At 67.9% G+C, this 19,723-nt stretch carries 18 protein-coding genes; 11 read left to right on the top strand and 7 right to left on the bottom strand.

The window, feature by feature from the left end; translation table 11 throughout:
- Window positions 1-78: 78 nt before the first annotated feature.
- From ACZY0B_RS17895 to ACZY0B_RS17885, 3 genes are read left to right on the top strand one after another with little or no spacing between them, the layout of a single operon-like run.
- On the top strand, window positions 79-1,095 hold the full coding sequence (locus ACZY0B_RS17895; protein WP_463765510.1) for a GHMP family kinase ATP-binding protein: 1,017 nt from the start codon (window positions 79-81) through the stop codon (window positions 1,093-1,095).
- Complete coding sequence (locus ACZY0B_RS17890) at window positions 1,083-1,700, top strand: D-sedoheptulose-7-phosphate isomerase (RefSeq protein WP_463765508.1); 618 nt, start codon at window positions 1,083-1,085, stop codon at window positions 1,698-1,700. Before ACZY0B_RS17895 ends, ACZY0B_RS17890 begins: the two co-directional genes overlap by 13 nt.
- Before the next feature lie 2 nt (window positions 1,701-1,702).
- Window positions 1,703-2,227, top strand: coding sequence for a D-glycero-alpha-D-manno-heptose-1,7-bisphosphate 7-phosphatase (locus ACZY0B_RS17885; protein ID WP_463765507.1), 525 nt, complete (start codon window positions 1,703-1,705; stop codon window positions 2,225-2,227).
- On the opposite strand, the gene ACZY0B_RS17880 is transcribed toward ACZY0B_RS17885, so the two are convergent.
- On the bottom strand, window positions 2,214-2,960 hold the full coding sequence (locus ACZY0B_RS17880; RefSeq protein ID WP_463765506.1) for a WecB/TagA/CpsF family glycosyltransferase: 747 nt from the start codon (window positions 2,958-2,960) through the stop codon (window positions 2,214-2,216). The genes ACZY0B_RS17885 and ACZY0B_RS17880 overlap by 14 nt on opposite strands.
- A 189-nt stretch (window positions 2,961-3,149) precedes the next feature.
- On the opposite strand from ACZY0B_RS17880, the gene ACZY0B_RS17875 reads away from it, so the two are divergent.
- Genes ACZY0B_RS17875 through ACZY0B_RS17865 form a run of 3 tightly spaced genes read left to right on the top strand, consistent with a single transcriptional unit; the run spans window position 3,150 to window position 5,480 of the window.
- Window positions 3,150-4,100, top strand: a complete 951-nt coding sequence (locus tag ACZY0B_RS17875) for a GNAT family N-acetyltransferase (protein ID WP_463765535.1) — start codon at window positions 3,150-3,152, stop codon at window positions 4,098-4,100.
- A 26-nt stretch (window positions 4,101-4,126) separates the two neighbouring features.
- Window positions 4,127-4,798 carry a DUF5642 family protein gene (locus ACZY0B_RS17870; protein ID WP_463765505.1) on the top strand — a complete coding sequence of 224 codons (672 nt, stop codon included), beginning with the start codon at window positions 4,127-4,129 and terminating at the stop codon, window positions 4,796-4,798.
- A gap of 10 nt (window positions 4,799-4,808) precedes the next feature.
- Entirely contained in the window at window positions 4,809-5,480 is a 672-nt protein-coding gene (locus tag ACZY0B_RS17865; RefSeq protein WP_463765504.1) for a DUF5642 family protein, read from the top strand.
- Between the two features lie 3 nt (window positions 5,481-5,483).
- Here ACZY0B_RS17865 and ACZY0B_RS17860 read toward each other — a convergent pair whose 3' ends face one another.
- A complete protein-coding gene (locus ACZY0B_RS17860) occupies window positions 5,484-6,092 on the bottom strand; it encodes an alpha-ketoglutarate-dependent dioxygenase AlkB (RefSeq protein ID WP_463765503.1) in 609 nt (202 codons plus the stop codon).
- 107 nt (window positions 6,093-6,199) lie between these two features.
- Here ACZY0B_RS17860 and arcA point away from each other — a divergent pair, with 107 nt between their 5' ends.
- Window positions 6,200-7,414 carry an arginine deiminase gene (gene arcA / locus ACZY0B_RS17855; RefSeq protein ID WP_463765502.1) on the top strand — a complete coding sequence of 405 codons (1,215 nt, stop codon included), beginning with the start codon at window positions 6,200-6,202 and terminating at the stop codon, window positions 7,412-7,414.
- A gap of 51 nt (window positions 7,415-7,465) precedes the next feature.
- Here arcA and ACZY0B_RS17850 read toward each other — a convergent pair whose 3' ends face one another.
- The gene (locus ACZY0B_RS17850; RefSeq protein ID WP_463765501.1) at window positions 7,466-8,314 is read right to left on the bottom strand and encodes a hypothetical protein; all 849 of its coding nucleotides are present in this window, start codon (window positions 8,312-8,314) and stop codon (window positions 7,466-7,468) included.
- Window positions 8,315-8,427: 113 nt separating this feature from the next.
- Window positions 8,428-9,999: a dolichyl-phosphate-mannose--protein mannosyltransferase gene (locus ACZY0B_RS17845; protein WP_463765500.1), complete on the bottom strand. Its 1,572-nt coding sequence runs from the start codon at window positions 9,997-9,999 to the stop codon at window positions 8,428-8,430.
- Window positions 10,000-10,024: 25 nt separating this feature from the next.
- Here ACZY0B_RS17845 and rsmI point away from each other — a divergent pair, with 25 nt between their 5' ends.
- Window positions 10,025-10,864, top strand: coding sequence for a 16S rRNA (cytidine(1402)-2'-O)-methyltransferase (gene rsmI, locus ACZY0B_RS17840; protein WP_463765499.1), 840 nt, complete (start codon window positions 10,025-10,027; stop codon window positions 10,862-10,864).
- Window positions 10,865-10,871: 7 nt separating this feature from the next.
- On the opposite strand, the gene ACZY0B_RS17835 is transcribed toward rsmI, so the two are convergent.
- From ACZY0B_RS17835 to ACZY0B_RS17825, 3 genes are read right to left on the bottom strand one after another with little or no spacing between them, the layout of a single operon-like run.
- Window positions 10,872-12,119 (bottom strand): aminodeoxychorismate synthase component I, encoded by a 1,248-nt coding sequence (locus ACZY0B_RS17835; protein WP_463765498.1) that lies wholly within the window; start codon window positions 12,117-12,119, stop codon window positions 10,872-10,874.
- 51 nt (window positions 12,120-12,170) lie between these two features.
- Window positions 12,171-13,067, bottom strand: coding sequence for an RNA polymerase sigma-70 factor (locus tag ACZY0B_RS17830; RefSeq protein ID WP_463765497.1), 897 nt, complete (start codon window positions 13,065-13,067; stop codon window positions 12,171-12,173).
- Window positions 13,064-14,242 (bottom strand): NAD(P)/FAD-dependent oxidoreductase, encoded by a 1,179-nt coding sequence (locus ACZY0B_RS17825; RefSeq protein WP_463765496.1) that lies wholly within the window; start codon window positions 14,240-14,242, stop codon window positions 13,064-13,066. Before ACZY0B_RS17825 ends, ACZY0B_RS17830 begins: the two co-directional genes overlap by 4 nt.
- 159 nt (window positions 14,243-14,401) lie before the next feature.
- On the opposite strand from ACZY0B_RS17825, the gene ACZY0B_RS17820 reads away from it, so the two are divergent.
- The 3 genes from ACZY0B_RS17820 (at window position 14,402) to ACZY0B_RS17810 (ending at window position 19,658) form a co-directional block, all read left to right on the top strand.
- On the top strand, window positions 14,402-15,958 hold the full coding sequence (locus ACZY0B_RS17820) for a hypothetical protein (RefSeq protein ID WP_463765495.1): 1,557 nt from the start codon (window positions 14,402-14,404) through the stop codon (window positions 15,956-15,958).
- 145 nt (window positions 15,959-16,103) lie between these two features.
- Window positions 16,104-17,975, top strand: coding sequence for a putative bifunctional diguanylate cyclase/phosphodiesterase (locus tag ACZY0B_RS17815; RefSeq protein WP_463765494.1), 1,872 nt, complete (start codon window positions 16,104-16,106; stop codon window positions 17,973-17,975).
- 9 nt (window positions 17,976-17,984) lie between these two features.
- Complete coding sequence (locus tag ACZY0B_RS17810; RefSeq protein WP_463765493.1) at window positions 17,985-19,658, top strand: hypothetical protein; 1,674 nt, start codon at window positions 17,985-17,987, stop codon at window positions 19,656-19,658.
- Window positions 19,659-19,723 lie beyond the last annotated feature (65 nt).

The following is a 19,723-nucleotide window of genomic DNA, read 5'->3' as shown; positions in this document are numbered from 1 at the left end:
AAAGAGCGATAAACCTGCTGGTTAGCCTGTTAGGCTCGCGTGGGCCAGCGCAGCGAATCACGTCGGAAGAGACTCTGGATGACACGCCCACGAATCCGCGCCCGGGCGCCGTTGCGGATCTCGTTCGCCGGAGGCGGCACCGACGTACCACCCTTCCCGGCGCTCGAAGGCGGGTGTGTGCTGTCGGCGACCATCGACCGCTACGCCTACGGATCGCTGAGTCCGCGTACCGATCGCAAGGTGACTATCGAGTCGGTGGACTTCAAGACCACCCACGAGATGACGCTCGACAGCGAGATTATCTACGACGGCAGCCTCGACCTGATCAAGGCCGCCGTGCGGCGGTTCGGCCGCGACGGCACCGACGGCTACGACCTGGTGTTGCGTTCCAGCGCTCCGCCCGGCTCGGGACTGGGCTCGTCATCGACGATGATGGTCGCGCTCACCGGCCTGCTCGCCGAGCACTACCGGGCGCCGATGGGCGAATACGAGACCGCCCAGCTGGCCTGCGCCATCGAACGCGAGGACCTCGGCATCGCCGGCGGCATGCAGGACATGTACGCGGCGACGTTCGGTGGATTCAACTTCATCGAGTTCACCGACCGGGTGATCGTCAATCCACTGCGCATCCGCGATGAAATCGCCTTCGAACTCGAGCTCAGCCTGTTGCTGTGCTACACGGGCATCACCCGGGACTCCGCACGAGTGATCGAGGACCAAACACGTCGCGCCACCACGGGTGCCGACGACACGCTCGCCGGTCTACGAGCCCAGAAGGAACTGGCGGTGGCCATGAAGGCCGCACTCCTGACGGGCAAGCTGAACGATTTCGGTGCCCTGCTCGGCGAGGCGTGGACGCAGAAGAAACGCATGTCGCCCTACATCACCAACGCGCGCATCGACGAGCTCTACGACCTCGCGTTGCACAGCGGCGCACTCGGCGGCAAGATCACCGGCGCCGGCGGCGGTGGGTACATCCTGCTGTTCTGCGACTTCACGAAGAAGCACCGCCTCATTGAAGCCCTCGAGGGCGCCGGGGCCACCATCACCGAATTCGCTTTCGAGAGCAAGGGATTGACCACATGGCAGGCATGAGCACGTCGGATGTCGTGGTGCCGAGTGTGGAGACGGTCCAGGCGCGGCTGGCAGACACGATCGCCGTCAAACAGCAAATGCAGTCGGGGGCTTTCGCCGCGCAGACCGTCGAGGTGGCGCGCGTGCTGATCGACGCGCTGCGGGCCGGCGGGAAGGTGATCTTCTTCGGCAACGGCGGTTCCGCGCAAGACGCCGGACACCTGGCCGCTGAGCTGATGGGCCGCTTCGCTTTCGACCGTCCGGGCCTCGCCGCGATCAGCCTGCCGGACGCCACCGCCGCGATCACGGCGATCGGCAACGACTACTCCTACGACGAGGTCTTCGCCCGCCAAGTACTCGCCGCCGGGCGTGCGGGGGACGTGGTGGTCGGCCTGACCACATCGGGCAACTCACCCAACGTGGTGCGCGCACTCGAGGCGGCCGGCCAGGCCGGGATGACGACCGTGACGCTCACCGGTGCCCGCGGCGGCAAGGTCGCCGACGTGGCCGAGATCTGCATCCGGGTGCCCAGCGCGGACACCGGGCGGATTCAGGAGGCGTGCCTGCACCTGGGCCACACCATTTGCGAAATGGTCGAAGCCGCACTGTTTCCCAGACCCTCCTGACGATGGAGTTGCGGAACGCCCGCACCGTCTTCCTGGACCGAGACGGGACCATCAACGCCAAAGCAGCCGAGGGGGAGTACATCCGGTCGCCCGAGGAGTTGGTGCTGCTGCCCGGTGCGGCCACGGCGATAGCCGCGCTGAATGCGGCCGGCCTGCGCACGGTCCTGGTGACCAACCAGCGCTGGCTGTCCGAACCATCCGCAGACCCAACGCATTTCGCCGCCATCCAGGACCGGCTGCGACAGCTGCTGGCGAGCGAGGGCGCTCGCCTCGATGCCGCGTATCACTGTCCGCACGCGGCGAATAGCTGTGACTGTCGCAAACCGCTGGCCGGCATGTTGCTGCGGGCGGCGCAAGAGCACGGTTTCGACGTGGCCGAGTCGGTGATGATCGGCGACAGCGACGCCGACATGGCCGCGGGCCGAGCCGCCGGTGCGACGACCGTCCTGCTGCGCGGCGGAGGCGGACACAACGCCGACTTTGTCGTCGACGACCTCGCCGCGGCCGTACGGCTCATCCTCGCCTGAAACGCTGGGCTATCGACCGGGCCACCAGCGCGAGCGCAAACGGCAGATCGTCGCGCAGATACCGGCGGGCCAGCCGCCGCGGCTCGAGCATCAGCCGGTGCACCCACTCGAATCCGAGCCGCTGCAGCAGCGGCGACGCCCGACGAACCGCGCCGGCCGTCATCCCGATCCCGCCGCCGCAGGCGAGGCACCAGACGTCGGGCAGCTCTTGCCGTAGCTGTTCGATCAGGCGTTCCTGCCGGGGGAAGCCCAGGCCGGCGAAGACCAGATCGGGTTTGGCGGCGACCACGGCGGCGACCGCGCGCCGCGCACCGTCGTCCGTCTTGTCGAAGCCGAACTCGGGCGACTGCGTGCCGGCGATGCGCAGGTTGGGGAATTGCGCGGCGAGCGCGGTGGCGGCTTGCTCGGGTATGCCCTCGGCGCCGCCGAAGAAATAGATCGACTTCCCGTCGGCGGCCGCGGCCGCGCTCAACGGATGGATCAACGACGAGCCGGCCACCCGCTCCGGCAACGTCTCACCCTTGAGCCGCGCCGCCCACACCAGCGGCATTCCGTCGGCTACGACAACGGAAGCCCTGGCTATCAGTTCGGCGAGCGCGGCGTCGCGGCTGGCCGCCCGCGCCACATCGACGTTCACCGGGATGATCGAACCGCCGCGGCCGTCGGCCCAGGCCTTGCGCACGGCTTCGACGACCTCGCGTTGGGTGAGGGCATCGAACCAAAGATCGCCCACTTGGATCCTGGTTGGCCGCATGACTTGTGATTCTCACCGGATTGCCGTGGAAGTTCCACGGAACTCGTGACATCGGTTCGTCCGGTTGTTGCTGCACTGGCCGCCAACGCCATAACCTGAGCGAATCGGACCGCAAGATGGGCCGCCGTGGCCGAACTGATCGGTGCGCGGACGGACGAACTCGCCGCGATGGACATCTTCGAGGGATGCGCCATCGAAGACTTGGAGCCGTTGGCGGCCAGCCTGCAGCCGCTGCGCGCCGCGGCCGGCCAGGTTTTGATGCGGCAGGGGGAGCAGGCCGTTTCGTTCCTGCTCATCTCCTCGGGTACCGCCGAGATCAGGCACATCGGTGTCGACGGCGATGTGGCCATTGGCGAGACCGCCGCCGGCGCGCTGATCGGAGAGATCGCCCTGCTTCGCAACAGCCCCCGGATCGCGACGGTCACCACGACCGAGCCGCTGACCGGGTGGATCGGCGACAACGATGCGTTCACCCGGCTGGTGCAGATCCCGGGCGTCATGCCCCGGCTGCTGCGGATGGTGCGCCAGCGGCTGGCCGCCTTCGTCACGCCCATTCCGATTCGGGTGCGCGACGGCACCCTGCTGTTGCTGCGCCCGGTGCTGCCCGGCGACGACGAGCGGACCGTGCACGGTCATATCCAGTTCTCCAGTGAGACGCTGTACCGGCGGTTCATGACGGCCCGGGTGCCGTCGGCGGCATTGATGCACTACCTGTCCGAGGTGGACTACGTCGACCATTTCGTGTGGGTGGTGACCGACGGCACCGACCCGGTGGCCGACGCCCGCTTTGTCCGCGACGAAAACGATCCGACGGTCGCCGAGATCGCGTTCATCGTCGCCGATGCTTATCAGGGACGGGGGATCGGGAGCTTTCTGATCGGTGCGCTGTCGATCGCCGCCAAGGTCGACGGAGTCGAAAGATTCTCCGCGCGAATGCTTTCCGACAATCTGCCGATGCGCACGATCATGGACCGCTACGGCGCGGTCTGGCAGCGCGAGGACGTCGGGGTCATCACCACCGTCATCGATGTGCCGCGCCGGCGCGACCTGGGTATCAAGCGTGAGATGGCCGACGAGATCAGACGCGTCGCCCGTCAGGTCATCGAGGCGCTCGGCTGATCCGGCGTCTCGTGATATCAACGGGCATGCGGCCGTTCTGGATTGGCGCGTTGCTCGCGGTGTTGATGGCTGGATGCACCCACCCGCCGTCCCATCGACCGTCTGTCTCGACGTCGCCGTCGGCGCACGGCACCGTCGTCAACCCCGCCAACATCAAGCGGGTCGTTCGCGACTTGCCGCCCAGCTACGAGGTCAACAGCGGCATCCCCAGCGCGGCCTCGCCCCGGGCGATCTGGGGTCTCGACGCCGATGCGACGTCCAAGCCGACGGCATGCGCCGCGCTCGCCGATCCCGGCAAGGGGCAAGACCAATCCGCGCAGGGCCTGTCCGCCTCGGGTCAGGGCGGCGTCATCAACGCCATCGTGGTGTCTTTGCCAGGGCCAACGGTCCTTGACCAGGATGTCGTCGCCGCATGTGGCCAGTGGGCCATGACCTCCGAGCACACCACGATCAGTGTGCGGCTGACCGTACCCCCGCATATCGACGGTGCCGAAACCGTCGCCATGGTCGCCGACATCAAATCATCGGTCGAGTCCGGAACCGAAATCGATTCGCGGACATACACATTCATCGCGTACCTGGGCAACTACTACGCGTTCACCACCTTGACCACCGATCCGGGTTCCGCGCTGCCGGCCCTACCGCCGCAATTCGCCGCCGATCTGCTCGCCAAAACGGTGTCCACGTTGCGCAGCTGAACGTCTGGCTATGGGTAGATTAGCCACGGTGTCCAAGCTGGTGTGCGTCGTCGCAGCCGGGTTCGTGCTCGCCGGTTGCTCGTCGAATACCACCACCGCGACAAACGCCGACATCGCCAAGGTCGTCCAGATCAAGTCGAACTTTGGACCCGAGTTCAAGGTCACCGACATTTCGGAACGCGCGATCGATCCCAAACTGCTGTCCGCCCGCAAGCTGCCCGAGGGGCTGAAGTTCGATCCGGCCAACTGCGCGAAGTTGGCGTCGGGGCCGGACATGCCGCCGGACGTGCAGGGCAACATGGCCGCGGTATCCGCCGAGGGCAACGGCAACCGGTACGTCGTCATCGCGGTTGAGACGTCCAAGCCGCTGCCGACGAACGACCCGGGCAAGGACTGCGACAAGGTCGCGTTCTCCGGCGGCCAGGTACGCGGCGGCCTGGAGGTCATCGACGCGCCGCCCATCGATGGGACGCACACATTCGGCGTGCATCGCGTCCTGCAAGCGGTGCTGGCCGGCGGTACCCGCACCGGCGAGCTATACGACTACTCCGCGCAGTTCGGCGATTACCAGGTGATCGTGATCGCCAATCCGCTCGTCGTCGCCGACCAGCCGGTCGCCAAGGTCGACACGCAGCGTGCCCGCGACCTGCTCGTCAAAGCCGTGGCCGCGATCCGCAGCTGACGCTCAGCGCACGTCGCGCGGCCGGAACTGGATGCTGACGCGCGGGCCCTTGCGCAACGAGGTCTTCGGAACGGCGTGCTCCCAGGTGCGTTGGCAGGATCCGCCCATCACCAGCAGGTCGCCGTGCGCCTGCGGCAGCCGTAACGACGGCCCGCCGCCGCGCCGCCGCATCGCGAAGGTCCGGGTGGCGCCGAGACTGATGATCGCCACCATGGTGTCCTCGGAGCTGCTGCGGCCGATCGTGTCGCCGTGCCACGCGACGCTGTCGGAGCCGTCGCGGTAACAGCACAACCCGATCGTGGTGAAGGGCTCGCCGAGCTCGCCCGCGTAAATGTCGTTGAGCCGCCGACGCAGCCGCGTCAGCAGCGGGTGGGGCGGCTCCTCGACGGTCAGGTCGTGAAAGCTCACCAGCCGCGGCACGTCGACCACCCGGTCGTACATCTGGCGGCGCTCGGCCCGCCACGGGACGGTGGATAACAGCGCGTCGAGCAGTTCTTGAGCACCCGCAGGGTCGTCGCTGAGCCAACCGGCGCGGATCTCGATAAAGGCACCGTCGCCGAGGTGCCGTCGCTGGGTGTGCTCGAACAGCGAGCCCTGTACCGCGGTCCCCACAACGCTCAGCCTATCGCACATCCGTTCGACTGATCGGGACTCGCCGGGTCACCAGCGCGCCCCGGGTGTGACGCGACGGCCTTGAATTCCGCGGCTACGGTTTAGCTGTGGGTGTTATTGAGTTGGGCACCAATTCCGAGGTAGGCGCGCTGCGGGTAGCGATCCTGCACCGCCCCGGCGCCGAGCTGCGGCGACTCAACCCGGGCAACAATGACCAGCTGCTCTTCGACGGGTTGCCGTGGGTCGCTCGTGCACAGGAGGAGCACGACCGGTTCGCCGGGCTGCTGCGCTCCCGCGGGGTGGAAGTGCTGCTGCTGTCCGACCTGCTGGCCGAGGCGCTCAACCACAGCGGAGCCGCCCGGATGCAGGGGGTTGCCGCCGCCGTGAATGCACGCCGGCTGGGAGTGCCGCTGGCGCAAGAGCTCTCGGCGTACCTGCGTGGCCTGGACCCGACCAGGCTGGCGCACGTCCTGATGGCCGGCATGACGTTCAACGAGTTGCCACCGGATACCCGGACCGACGTGTCGCTGGTGCTGCGTATGCACCACGGTGCGGATTTCGTCATCGACCCACTGCCGAACCTGGTGTTCACCAGGGACTCGTCGATCTGGATCGGCCCGCGGGTGGTAATTCCGTCGCTGGCGCTGCAGGCCCGGGTTCGCGAGGCGTCGCTGACCGACCTCATCTATGCCCATCACCCGCGGTTCACCGGGGTGCGGCGGGCCTACGAATCGCGCACCGCGCCCGTCGAGGGTGGCGACGTGCTGCTGCTTTCCCCCGGCGTGGTCGCGGTCGGGGTAGGGGAGCGCACCACCCCTGCCGGTGCGGAGGCGTTGGCGCGCAGCCTCTTTGACGACGACCTGGCGCACACGGTGCTCGCCGTTCCGATCGCGCAGCGGCGTGCGCAGATGCACCTGGACACGGTGTGCACGATGGTCGACACCGACACCGTCGTCATGTACGCGAACGTCGTCGACAAGCTTTCGGCGTTCACGCTTCAGCGCACCCAAGACGGTGTGAACATCGGCGACGAGGCGCCGTTTTTGGAAGCCGCCGCCAAGGCGATGGCGATCGACAAGCTGCGCGTCATCGACACCGGTCTCGACCCCGTCATCGCCGAACGTGAGCAGTGGGACGACGGCAACAACACGCTGGCGCTGGCGCCCGGCGTCGTCGTCGCCTACGAGCGCAACGTGCAGACCAACACCCGGCTGCAGGACGCGGGCATCGAGGTGTTGACGATCGCGGGGTCCGAATTGGGCACCGGCCGCGGCGGGCCGCGGTGCATGTCGTGCCCGGTCGCGCGGGACGCGCTGTCCTAGTTTTCCGTCGAGATTGCCGTCAGGGTCGTGTTTTGGCCCCTGCCGCAACCACTACGGCAATCTCGACGTCAATCGGCGTGTCAGGGCGTCCCGAGTCCGTCGAACGATGACGTCCGGCCGGTCCTCGTTGATGACCTTGATCACGTGCCAACCGGCTCGTTCCACCATTTCTGCTCGGCGGATGTCTTTGACGTATTGGCGCCGATCGCTGCGATGGTGGTCGCCGTCGTATTCGAGCGCCACCATTGGCGGTTCCCATCCCAAGTCGAGGTAGGCAACGAGATGGCCATCGGTGACTTTGAGCTGCGTGACGGGCCGCGGTAGGCCAGCGTCAATGAGGACGAGCCGCAACCAGCTCTCTTTGGGCGACTGCGCGCCGCCGTCCATCAGGTCCAGAGCCTCCCTGCACTGGCGGACGCCCCTCGCCCCCGTGTGGCGAGGGATCAACGCTGCTGCGTCAGACGCGGTGACCCCGGTCGCGGCTGACAGCGCGTCGAGATTGGCGACCGCGACACCGATTGGTAAATGCCGCGCCAGATCGAATGCCGTTCGCGCAAGACCGGTTACGCGGAGGCTGCCCACTTCCACGGTTTCCTCCAACTCGATCCGTTCGCGACGAACGACGATGCCCGGCGGTGGATGGTTGAACGGCCCGAGGAGCTCAACCGGCGCGAAATCGTCGACCCATTTCGCTCCGTGGAGCGCGGCGGCTGCACGGCCGGCGATGATTCCCTTGCGGCCCGACCACAGCCAGGCCGCGTAGATGTTGTCCCGCAGCGATCTCGGTGCGTCCTTTGTCAGGTACACATCGCGATGGATTTGCCGGTAGTTCCAACGCAATTGACCGCGGGTCAGCGTGCCCCGCGCTATCGCTTCGCTTCCGAGAAAGACCCCCACCACGCGCCCATGATGCGAGCACTGACCGACATGTCAGCGAGATTGCCGTCAGGGTCGTGGTCGGCACCCGCATCACAGCCATGGCGGCAATCTCGCCGTCGTCGCCGGCGCCGCAACTACCGCCAGCTGGGCAGCCAGATCTCCATGTCCCAGGTCTGCTGCGAGATGGGCAGACCGGTGAGAACCGGGAACAGCCACGCGAAGTTGGTCACCACCAAAGCGACGTAAGCGCTCACGACGATCAGTCCCAGCGTTCGGCGCTCCGCGGTTTGGCTAGGAGGGCGGTACAGAATGTCGCCGCAGATCAGCGCGATCCCCATCACCAGGAACGGCGCCATCGTCGCCGCGTAGAAGAAGTACATCTGCCGGTCGATGTCGGCGAACCACGGCAGCCACCCGGCGCAGTAGCCGACCAGGATCACCGCGTAGCGCCAGTCCCGGCGGATGAACGCCCGCCAGCAGGCATACAGCAGCACCGGCACCGCCAGCCACCACATCGCGGGCGTGCCGACCAGCATCACTGCCTTGACGCACGATTGCGCGCCGCAGCCGCTGACGTTCTGCTGATCGATCGCGTACAGCACCGGCCGCAACGACATCGGCCAGCTCCACGGCTTGGATTCCCATGGGTGGTAGTTGCCCGCCGAATTCGTCAGGCCCGCGTGGAATTGCAGCGCCTTGGCGCTGTAGTGCCATAGCGAGCGCAGGGCGTCGGGCACCGGAAAGTCGCTGTGCGGGCCGATCGTCTGCCCGACCTCATGCCGCTCGATCGCGGTCTCGGACGCAAACCACGGCGCATAGCTGGCCAGGTACACCGCAATGGGGATCAGTCCCAGCGCGTAGCCGGTGGGGACCAGGTCGCGCCGCAACGTGCCCAGCCACGGCCTGGTCACCTGATACTGCCGCCGTGCGGCCACGTCGAACGCCAGCGACATCGCGCCGAAGAACACCACAAAGTAGAGGCCGGACCACTTTGTCCCGCAAGCCAATCCGAGGAGAACGCCGGCTAAAAAGCGCCACCAGCGCACGCCCAGCCGCGGACCCCACACCGTGTCGGCGTTGCGGCCTTCTAGCAGCGCGATGTGCATTCGCCGGCGAACCTCGTCGCGGTCGACGATCAGCGCGCCGAACGCGGCCACCACGAAGAAGGTGAGCAAGCCGTCGAGCAGCGCGGTGCGCGAGGCGACGAAGCTGACGCCGTCGCAGATGCACAGCACGCCGGCGATGGCGCCCACCAGCGTCGAGCGGCTGATCCGCCGCACGGTCCGCATCACCAGCGTCACCATCACCACGCCGAGCAGCGCGCCGGTGAACCGCCAGCCCACGCCGTCGTAGCCGAAGATCGCCTCGCCGATCGCGATCAGTTGCTTGCCGACGGGTGGGTGGACCACCAAACCGAACCCGGGGTTGTCCTCCACCCCGTGGTTGTTCAGCACCTGCCAGGCCTGGGGCGCGTAGTGCTTCTCGTCGAAGATGGGGGTGCCGGCGTCGGTCGGCGAGCCCAGGTTGACGAACCGGGTGATGGCGGCCAGCAGGGTGATGATCCCGGTGACCACCCAGCCGCGGATGTGGTCGAGCGGCCCGAAGTCCGCGACCGGAAACAACGGCCCCGGACTGACGACGGGGACGACGCGCTCCTGCACGGCACCCTCCACGTTCAAGGAGGCTTCGCTGGGCGGGGCGGACATCGGTGTCGATCGTAGGCTGTCCGTCATGTCCCACGGTCGCCTATTGCTCGGTGCGACCCCGCTGGGCCAGCCGCTGGACGCCTCGCCGCGGCTGATCGCGGCGCTGGGCGAGGCCGATGTGGTGGCGGCCGAGGACACCCGGCGGGTGCGAACGCTGGCGAAAGCCCTTGGCGTTGCGATCGCCGGCCGGGTGGTCAGCATGTTCGATCAGGTCGAGGCCGCGCGGGTGCCCGCGCTGGTCGACGAGATCAAAGCCGGTGCGACGGTGCTGGTGGTCAGCGACGCCGGCATGCCGCTGATCAGCGACCCCGGCTACCGGATGGTCGTGGCGTGCGTGCAGGCCGGCGTCCCGGTGTCCTGCTTGCCCGGACCGTCCGCGGTGATCACCGCGCTGGCCGTGTCCGGTCTGCCGGCGGAGAAGTTCTGCTTCGAGGGTTTCGCCCCCCGCAAGAGCGGGGCGCGCAAAACCTGGCTGGCCTCGCTGGCCGACGAGCGGCGCACCTGCGTGTTCTTCGAGTCGCCGCGCCGGCTGGCGGCGTGTCTGCTCGATGCCGTCGATCAGCTCGGCGGTGCCCGCCCGGCGGTGATCTGCCGGGAGCTGACCAAGGTGCACGAGGAAGTGGTGCGCGGATCGCTCGAGGAACTCGCGGCGTGGGCGGCCGACGGCGTGCTCGGCGAGATCACGGTCGTGCTGGCCGGCGCGAGCCCGCCCGCCGATGTCCCGTCGCTGGTGGCCCGGGTGCACGAGCTCGTCGCCGAGGGGGTTCGCGTCAAGGACGCCTGCACCGAGGTGGCCGCGGCCCATCCCGACGTGCGCTCGCGCCAGCTGTACGACGCGGTGCTGCGGTCCCGCAGCGAGGAGTAACCCACCGTCAACCGACGCCAGCGGCGGGCGCGGCGCACGGCAGCCCGACGACGGGAGCGGCCTTGTGCAGGCATTCCGCCCATTCGGCGTCGGGGTTGGAATCGGCGGTGATCCCGCCGCCGACGCCCAGCACGGCGCCGCCGGCTGCGTCGAACTCCACGGTGCGGATCGCGACATTGAGCTCGCATCCGGCGATCGGTGACGCCAACCCGACAGTGCCGCAATATATTCCGCGATGGTGTGATTCCCATTGCGAAATCAATTGGCGGGCACGGTGTTTGGGGGTTCCGGTGACAGACGCGGGTGGGAAGGCGGCATCCAGCAGTGCCGAGGTGGGCAGCTCGACCGGCACCTGCGCCGATACCGTCGACACCAAATGCCACACGCCCGGCGCGCGCCGGACGACCAGCAGCTCGGGCACTTTGACCGTGCCGGTGACCGCCACCCGGCCGAGGTCATTGCGAACCAGGTCCACGATCATGATGTTCTCGGCCACCTCTTTGGGCGAGGCGCGCAACGCCGACGGCCAGGCGTCGGCGGGCAGCGTCCCCTTGATCGGGCTCGACATCACGACCGCGCCGTGACGGCGCAGGAACAGCTCGGGGGACAGCGACGCGACCGCACCCCACGGGCCGGCGAGATAGGCCGCGCGGGCGGGCGACGTGCGCGCGACGCCGTCGATGAAGAAGTCCAGCGAATTCCCGGCGACCGTCCCGGTGAACCGGGTGCACACGCACGCCTGGTAGACCTCGCCCGCCCGAATCGCCTCCAGACAGGCCAGCACCGCGCCGCGGTGCGCCTCCCGGTCGGCCACATCCCAGTGAATCCGGCAATCGCGCATCGGCCCCGGGGCCGCGGTCAGCGCGGCGGTCAGCCACTGCGGCATCGGCGCCCCGGAGAGGCTTTCGTACCACCACTGCCCGTCCCGGTCGCGGCGCAGCACGCAGTCCGTCCAGCCGCCGGCAACCTCGGGGATCCGGTGCCCCCGCCCGTCGGCGCCGGCGTCCGGATACGACAGGTAGCCGAACCAGCCACCGCCCACCGCGGGGGACTGCGGGGAGCCGAGCGGGACCTCGAAGGCGTCCGCCACGTCCACCGGGCGTACCGCCAGACTGGGTGCGATCACCGCCAGCGCGCCGAACCATTCGCCGGTCAGGGCGGCGGGCGGTGGCAGACCGAGCCGGCCGGTGGCATCACCGATCGCGCGCAGCACACGCGGTGCCTCGCCGAGGTTGCCGAGCCGGTCAATTCGCACTGCCTTAGCTTGACAGAAGGGTGAATTTTCGCACCCCAGGGCTGGCGTCGCTCAGCCGCGGCTGATGTCGCGGGCGGTCGTCAGGGCGGCCAGCTTGTCGGGGTTGCGCATCACGTAGAAGTTGGTGATCTGGTCGCCGGCGATCTCTAACGTGATGACGCCCTCGAGCTGTCCGCGGTAGTAGAGCAACACCGCCGGGGCGCTGTTGCAGTTCACCATTTCCACGCGCAGCGCCGCTGCCGCCCTGCGCATCAGCCCGGCGATGGCCCTGGCCACCCTGTCGGCACCGACCACGGGCCGTCGCGCCGCGGACACCTTGCCGCCACTGTCGGCCATCCAGGTGGCGTCCGGCGCGAGCATCGCCATCAGCGCATCCACGTCGCCGCTGGCCGCGGTGGCCAGAAACTGCGCAGTGATCGCGGCGTTGCGCTGCGGGTCTACATTGTCGAAGCGCTTGCGGCGCGCCCGTACATGCTCGCGGGCGCGGTGTGCGACCTGGCGGACCGTCGGCGCCGGTTTGCCCACCGCGTCGGCAATCTCGCCGTAGTCGAAACCGAACACCTCGCGCAGCACGAACACCGCCCGTTCGTCGGGGCTCAGCGTTTCCAGCAGGACCAGCATTGCCATCGAAACCGATTCCGCCAGGACGACATCGGTTGACGGGTCCTGGTCGTCGAGCAGCAGCGGCTCGGGCAGCCACGGCCCGACGTACTCCTCACGGCGACGGGCCCCGGCCCGCAAGGCGTTGAGCGCTTGGCGGGTCACCAGCTGGGCCAGATACGACTTGGTGTCGTGCACCGTCGACAGGTCGACGTCGGCCCACCGCAGATAGCTGTCCTGCAACACGTCGTCGGATTCGGTGGCCGAGCCGAGGATTTCGTAGGCGATGGTGAACAGCAATGGGCGCAGCAGCGTGAACCGTTCCGCGTGCTCGCGGGTCGCGATCATTTGATCGCGACCCGCGCGTCGGCCGGTTGAGGAGGCCGGCTACCGCCCTTGAACCAGAAGTACGAGCCGGGCTTGGCGGCCTCGCGCCGGATGGCCCACAGGGTGGCCTTGCAGACGGCTTCCTTGATGGGTGCGGCGCTTCGGCCGGCCACGATCACGTTCACCGGTGTGTCGTCCTTACGCGCGAACTGGATGGTGGCGTGGGCGCGACCCACGCTGACGCACTGCCCCGTGAACGCCTGGTTCAGTAGCGCCGGCGCGGTTCCCGCGATACGGCTGAGCACGGTGTTGGCGGCTTGGGCCCCCAACGGCCCGGCGGCCTGGCAGCTCATCCGCAACGGCTGGCCCGACGGCGCGGCGGCATCACCCGCGGCGACGATTCGATCGTCGTCGACGCTGGTCAGCGTCTCGTCGGTGAGCAGCCGGCCCAGCTCGTCGGTGTGCAGTCCACTGCGGGTGGCCAGATCCGGCACGGCGAACCCGGCCGTCCACACGGTCGCCGCGCTGGGCAGCACCGCGCCGTCGCTGAGCACGACGCTGTCCCAGCGGACCTCGCTGACGGCGACGGATTCCAGGATGTTGACCTCGAGTTGGCGCAGCTGCTTGGCCACCGAACGCCGGCCGCGTTTGCTCAGCGTCGTTCCGAGCGTGCCGCCGCACACCAGCGTCACCGGGCGGCCCTGCTCGGCCAACTCCGACGCCGTTTCGATGCCCGTCAGGCCGCCGCCGACCACGGTGATCGGTGCGCCCAGCGGCAAGTCGGCCAGCGCGTAGCGGAGCCGCTGCGCGCTTTCCAGGTCGCAGATCGAGTGCGCGAATTCGGCGGCCCCGGCCACCGATAGCTGGGCGGGCACCGCGCCGGTACTGCCGACGGCGTAGATCAGGTAGTCGTAGTCCAGCGCGGTGCCAGACGTCAGCACGAGGCGCCGGGCGGCCGCGTCGATCCGCTCGACAGCGTCGACGACCAGCTGGATGCCGTCGCCCAGCAGCGTGCCGTAGTCGGCGGTCGCGGCGCCGGTATCGGCGGCCAGCTGGTGCAAGCGGATTCGCTCGACGAAGACCGGACGGGGATTCACCAGGGTGATCTCGATGTCCGGCCGCTGCCGCAGGCGATTGGCCGCCAGGGTGCCGGCGTATCCACCGCCGACGATGACGACATGTGTGCTCTCGGTCATTGCTGTCTCCTAATCTCGCGGGACTTGTGCCCTTGAGACACCGCAGGACGGCAAGGCGTGACAATTCGGGCCGCGATTGTGAGCTGTATCACTGAAGCCGGGCCCGCGGCGCGCAGCCGCCCCGCACCGAGGGGCGCGCAGCCCTCTAGCATCGCAACGATGGTCCGGACACTGAGCAGGAGCGCGGCGGCTGTCGCCGCATGCGCGACGCTCCTGCTGAGCGGCTGCGGCGGCCACAGCAGTCCCGGGCCACTGTCCGCGATGGTCAGTCCGGCCATACCGCCCAGCGTCGCCGACTTTCCCAACCCGCTGCGCGGCCAGTATGAAGACCTGCTGAATCCCCTTTTCCCGCAAGGCAATCCCGCGCAGCAGCGATACCCGGCGTGGCCGGCCTCCTACGACGCCAGCATTGCTATCTCGTGGCGGCAGTTGCAGCCCGCCGATCCGGCCACGCTGCCCCCGGACGCGCCGGATGACCGCAAGTTCGACTTCAGCGCGATCGACGACGCGCTGACCAAGCTGGCCAGCCGAAACATGCGGCTCACCCTCCGCATCTACGCCTCCGGCTCCGACGCGCACGACCCGGGCATCGCCATTCCCGAGTGGATGCGGCCGGCGTCCACCAGCTATCCCGCGCCACCGAACAGCCCCGGGGCGACGCAGGTCGTGCCGAACTGGGACGACCCGCACTACCTGGACGCGTTCGGCCAGCTGCTGGCCGCGCTGGGCCGCCGCTATGACGGCGACGAGCGGCTCAGCGTCTTCGAGTTCTCCGGGTACAGCCAGTTTCGTGATCGCAGCATCAGCGTCGCGTCGATCCGGCAGCTGGTGGCGGCGAATGTCAACGCCTTCCCCCACACGCAACTGGTGGTGAATCCGCAGAACCCGGAGATCGTGCGGCAGTTGCTCGCCGACGACGTCACGAAGAAGCTGTCCGCGCCGGTGGGCATCCGCTCGGACTGCCTTGGCGTTCAGTCGCCGTTGCCGGGTTGGGCGGAAACCGGTGACTCCCAGTACGTCCGGAACAACGATGCGGTCGTCAACGCGATCAAGCAGCGGCTGGCGTCGGCGCCGGTGATCACGGAATGGTGCTCGTTGCCCGCTGGCGCCGACCCGAAGGGCTACTACGAAAAGGGCCTGCATGACGTCGTCAAGTACCACGTGTCGATGACGTCGAGCGCGAACTTCCCGGACCGGGATTCGACATCGGCGATGGACCCCCAGCTGTATGCGCTGTGGGCGCAGGCCAATGCGGCTGCCGGGTACCGGTATTCGGTGCAAGCGCGGCCGGGATCGCAATCGATTCAAGGCAAGATCGCGGCCATCTCGGTGGAGTGGACGAACTACGGCTCGGCGGCTGCCACCGAGCAGTGGGCGCCCAACTACAAGCTGGTGGATTACACCGGTGCGGTGATTCGCACGCTGCCGGCAACGGTCAATCTCAAGACTTTGGTCCACGACGATTCCAGCCCGTCGCGCGAGGAGGCGGTCCCGGCGTCGTCCACCGACACCGTTCACGTCGACCTGTCCGGATTGGCGCCGGGGCACTACACGCTGCGCGCCTCGGTGGATTGGCAACAGCACAAGCCGGGCTCGTCGCACGTGATGAACTACGGCCCCATGGCACTGGCTCGCGACGGGCGCGACGGATCTGGGCTGTACCCGATTGCAACCCTTGACATCCCGCGCGACAACCAGACCTCAACCAGCGGCTGACGCGGCCCTGCTACCGCGCGTCGACGCTGCTCGTACGCCAGGAGGAAACGGGTCATGCGTGGTACCGTTCTCCCACTAATATGATCCGTGACCTGCTTCGATCTGGCCGCCCGGCCGGGACATGCGCCCCATACCGGAGGACTCCATGCCGCGCAGCCTGGATCTGGTCGTAACCTCGGTCGCCACCCAGCTGATGGAAGCTACGGCGTCCACGGCGGCTCAGGTGAGCCAACAGGTTCTCGCGCAGCTCGTCGAGCGGCTCGATCTGGACGCCGGCTTCTTGCGCCACCGCGACGAGCTTTCCCGCGCCTCGGTGCTGGTCGCGGAGTGGCCGCTGCGAATCGAGGCTCCTGATCCCGATCCGGATACGACGGCCGTCGTCCCCTTCACCGGCGTGGAGCCGCTGCTCGCCGAATGCGAGCAGGGCAGGAAACCGATGGTGATATCGCCCGGTCAGCCCCGCCGTTCCTGGTGGCGCCGGCTACCGGGATCCCAGCAGCCCGCCACTCCTTCCCTGGCAGCCGCGCCGCTGGTCTCGGGTGAGGTCACGACCGGCTTGCTCGGGTTCGTCAGGTTCGGCGCCCGCAAGTGGAAGCCAACGGAGATCAATACGCTCGAGGTGGTCGCCGCCCTCTTCGCGCAGCTGCAAGCCCGTCTCGCCGCCGAGGAGAAGCTTCGCTATCTGGCCGAGCACGACGATCTGACCGGCCTGTACAACCGGCGGGCGCTGGTCGCGCACTTGTCCGAGCGGCTCGCCGCCGGAAAGCCGGGGCCCGTCGCGGTGCTGTATCTCGACCTCGACCGGTTGAAGCCGATCAACGACTACCTGGGCCATACCGCGGGTGACTGGTTCATCCGGGTGTTCGCGCAACGCATTCAGGTCTGCGCCGGAAGCCAAGCCATGATCGCCCGGCTCGGTGGCGACGAGTTCGTTGTCGTGCCCGGGCAGTCGATGTCGCCGGAGACCGCGGAATCGTTCGCCCGCCGCTTGTCGAGGATGTTGTGCGAGCGGCTGGCGATCGGCGGCCACATGATCAGCCGCACCGTCAGCATCGGGCTGGCGGTCGGCATGCCGGAGCGCGACAACTGCACCGCCCTGCTGCGCCGTGCCGACGAGGCGGTGCTGACCGCCAAGCGCGCCGGCGGCAACCAGATCGCGGTGTTCACCGACGACATGTCGTTGAAGAGCGCGTTCCGCAACGACATTGAGCTGCATCTCCAAAGCGATATCGGCAGCGAGGCGCTGTTGCTGCACTATCTGCCCGAGGTCGACCTGTGGACGGGCGCGGTCGTGGCCGCCGAAGCGCTGGTCCGCTGGCGGCACCCGATCTGGGGACTGCTGCTGCCGGACTCGTTCATCGGCGTGGCCGAATCGGCAAACCTGGCCGGGGAGCTGGGCCGCTGGGTAATGCGTACCGCCTGCGCCGAATTCAGCCGCTGGCGTGCCAACGGCGTCGGGCTGGGCGCCATCCTGCGCATCAACGTCTCACCCGTCCAGCTGATCACCCGCGGCTTCGTTCGCAGCGTGGCCGACACGATCGAAGAGTTCGGCATCGACGCCGCGTCGGTGTGCCTGGAAATCACCGAGCGTGCCGTGGTGCACGACATCGACACCACCTTCAACACCCTCGTGGAGCTCAAAGAGATCGGTGTGCAGCTGGCCATCGACGACTTCGGCACGGGTTATGCGGTGCTGTCGCACCTGAAGTCGCTGCCGGTCGACATGCTCAAGATCGACGCCGGATTCGTGCGCGACCTGGGGACCAACGCCGGCGACCTGGCCATCGTTCGCGCCATCATCGGGCTGGCCGAAGCATTCGGTCTGCAGGTCGTCGCCGAGGGAGTCGAGACGCCTGCTGCCGCACTGACTTTGATGCAGCACGGGTGTCACCGCGCGCAAGGTTTCCTGCTGTCGAGACCTGTCCCCGGCGATGCGATGGAGGCTTTACTGTCGGCGCGCTGGATGCCGATGCCATTCCTGGCCGATCGTGAGGCTTTGTCGCAGGGCGCAATCTAGCATCGCAACGTGGTCCGAATAGCGAGCAAGATTACGGCGGCCGTTGTGGTGTGCGCGGCACTGGCCCTGGGCGGCTGTAGTCAACCGAGTGGCCCCGAGCCGCTGAGCGCGATTGCCAGTCCGGCCATACCGCTGAGCGTGCAGGAGGTGCCGAATCCGCTGCGCGGGCAGTACGAGGACCTCATGATGCCGCTTTTCCCGCAGGTCAACCCCGCGCAGCGGCGGTACCCGCCGTGGCCGGCGTCGTATGACGCCGGCATGCGTATCACGTGGCGGCAGTTGCAGCCCACCGATCCGGCCACGCTGCCCCCCGACGCTCCCGACGATGTCAAGTTCGACTTCAGCGCGATCGACGATGCATTGACGAAGCTCGCCAGCCGCAACATGCGGATGACGATTCGGGTGGTCGCTTACAGCTCCTGCTGCGACACGACCTACCCGACCAACACCAGCATCGCCATACCCGACTGGATGCGGCCGGTGGCCACCGACTATCCTTCGCCGCCCAAGTACTGGTGGACGCCCGGCGTGACGCAGGTGGTGCCGAACTGGAATGACCAGCGCTATCTGGACGCGTTCGGCCGGCTGCTCGCGGCCCTGGGCCGCCGCTATGACGGCGACGAGCGGCTCAGCGTCTTCGAGTTCTCCGGGTACGGGGATTTCAGCGAGAACCATATCGCCTATCTGCGCGACAAGCTGGGTGCCCCAGGACCGTCGCCGGAGGAGAGCGTCGCGAAGCTGGGGTATTACAGCCAGTTTCGCGACCAGACCATCACCAGCGCGTCGATCGCGAAGCTCGTCGCGGCGAACGTCAACGCCTTCCCCCGCACCCAACTGGTGGTAACCCCGATGAACCCGGACGTCACGCGGCAGTTGCTCGCCGACTGGGTGACAAAAGCGTTGTCGGTGCCGGTGGGTATCCGGTCGGATTGCCTCGGCGTCTACGCGCCGTTGCCGGTGTGGGCCGAGTCGGAAGGTTCGCACTATGTACAGACGAAAGATCGGCTCATCGACCAACTGAAGGACCGGCTCGCGTCGGGCCTGGTGATGACCGAATGGTGCCAGCTGCCCGACGGGACCGACCCGAAGAGCTACTACGAGAAGGGCCTGCGCGACGTCGTCAAATACCACGTGTCGATGACATCGAGCTTCAACTTCCCCGCCGTGAATGCGACCACGGCGATGGACCCGGCGCTGTACCTACTGTGGTCGACAGCCAACGTCTCGGCCGGCTACCGGTATTCGGCCGAGGCGCGGCAGGGCTCGCAATCGGTTCACGACGGGGATGCGACGATCACCGTCACCTGGACCAACTACGGCTCCGCCGGCACAACCGAGAAATGGGTCCCCGGCTACCGGCTGGTGGATTTCTCGGGAGCGGTGATCCGCGAGATGCCCTCGACGGTGAACCTCAAGACCCTGGTCCACCGGGACAACTCCGGTACCGAGCCGGCCCCGGCGTCGACCACCGAAACCGTGACCATCGACATCGGGAGCTTGCCGCCCGGGAATTACACCGTGCAGGCCGCGGCCACCTGGCAACAGCACAAGCCCGCGGCGTCGCATGTCGTGAACTATCCGCCCATGCAGTTGGCCCGCGACGGGCGGGACGGAACCGGCTGGTATCCCGTCGCGACGCTCGACATACCGCGCGATGTGGTCACCTCCACCCCCCGCCAGTGAATGGCGCGTAGGGTGCCTCCGCAAAAGGCCGCTACTGCCTGGGCAGACGGGGGAATCTCGATTTG

It is taken from the genome of Mycobacterium sp. IDUB_19 (assembly GCF_055419445.1).
The sequence above is the reverse complement of the archived record's forward strand: the minus strand, read 5'-3'. Positions and strand labels throughout refer to the sequence as shown.

Bases quoted from the DNA above. Each gene is read 5' to 3' on its own strand.
- ACZY0B_RS17895 (WP_463765510.1), top strand. From the start codon at position 79: ATGACACGCCCACGAATCCGCGCCCGGGCGCCGTTGCGGATCTCGTTC.
- ACZY0B_RS17890 (WP_463765508.1), top strand. From the start codon at position 1,083: ATGGCAGGCATGAGCACGTCGGATGTCGTGGTGCCGAGTGTGGAGACG.
- ACZY0B_RS17885 (WP_463765507.1), top strand. From the start codon at position 1,703: ATGGAGTTGCGGAACGCCCGCACCGTCTTCCTGGACCGAGACGGGACC.
- ACZY0B_RS17875 (WP_463765535.1), top strand. From the start codon at position 3,150: ATGGACATCTTCGAGGGATGCGCCATCGAAGACTTGGAGCCGTTGGCG.
- ACZY0B_RS17870 (WP_463765505.1), top strand. From the start codon at position 4,127: ATGCGGCCGTTCTGGATTGGCGCGTTGCTCGCGGTGTTGATGGCTGGA.
- ACZY0B_RS17865 (WP_463765504.1), top strand. From the start codon at position 4,809: ATGGGTAGATTAGCCACGGTGTCCAAGCTGGTGTGCGTCGTCGCAGCC.
- ACZY0B_RS17845 (WP_463765500.1), bottom strand. From the start codon at position 9,999: ATGTCCGCCCCGCCCAGCGAAGCCTCCTTGAACGTGGAGGGTGCCGTG.
- rsmI (WP_463765499.1), top strand. From the start codon at position 10,025: ATGTCCCACGGTCGCCTATTGCTCGGTGCGACCCCGCTGGGCCAGCCG.
- ACZY0B_RS17830 (WP_463765497.1), bottom strand. From the start codon at position 13,067: ATGATCGCGACCCGCGAGCACGCGGAACGGTTCACGCTGCTGCGCCCA.
- ACZY0B_RS17825 (WP_463765496.1), bottom strand. From the start codon at position 14,242: ATGACCGAGAGCACACATGTCGTCATCGTCGGCGGTGGATACGCCGGC.
- ACZY0B_RS17820 (WP_463765495.1), top strand. From the start codon at position 14,402: ATGGTCCGGACACTGAGCAGGAGCGCGGCGGCTGTCGCCGCATGCGCG.
- ACZY0B_RS17815 (WP_463765494.1), top strand. From the start codon at position 16,104: ATGCCGCGCAGCCTGGATCTGGTCGTAACCTCGGTCGCCACCCAGCTG.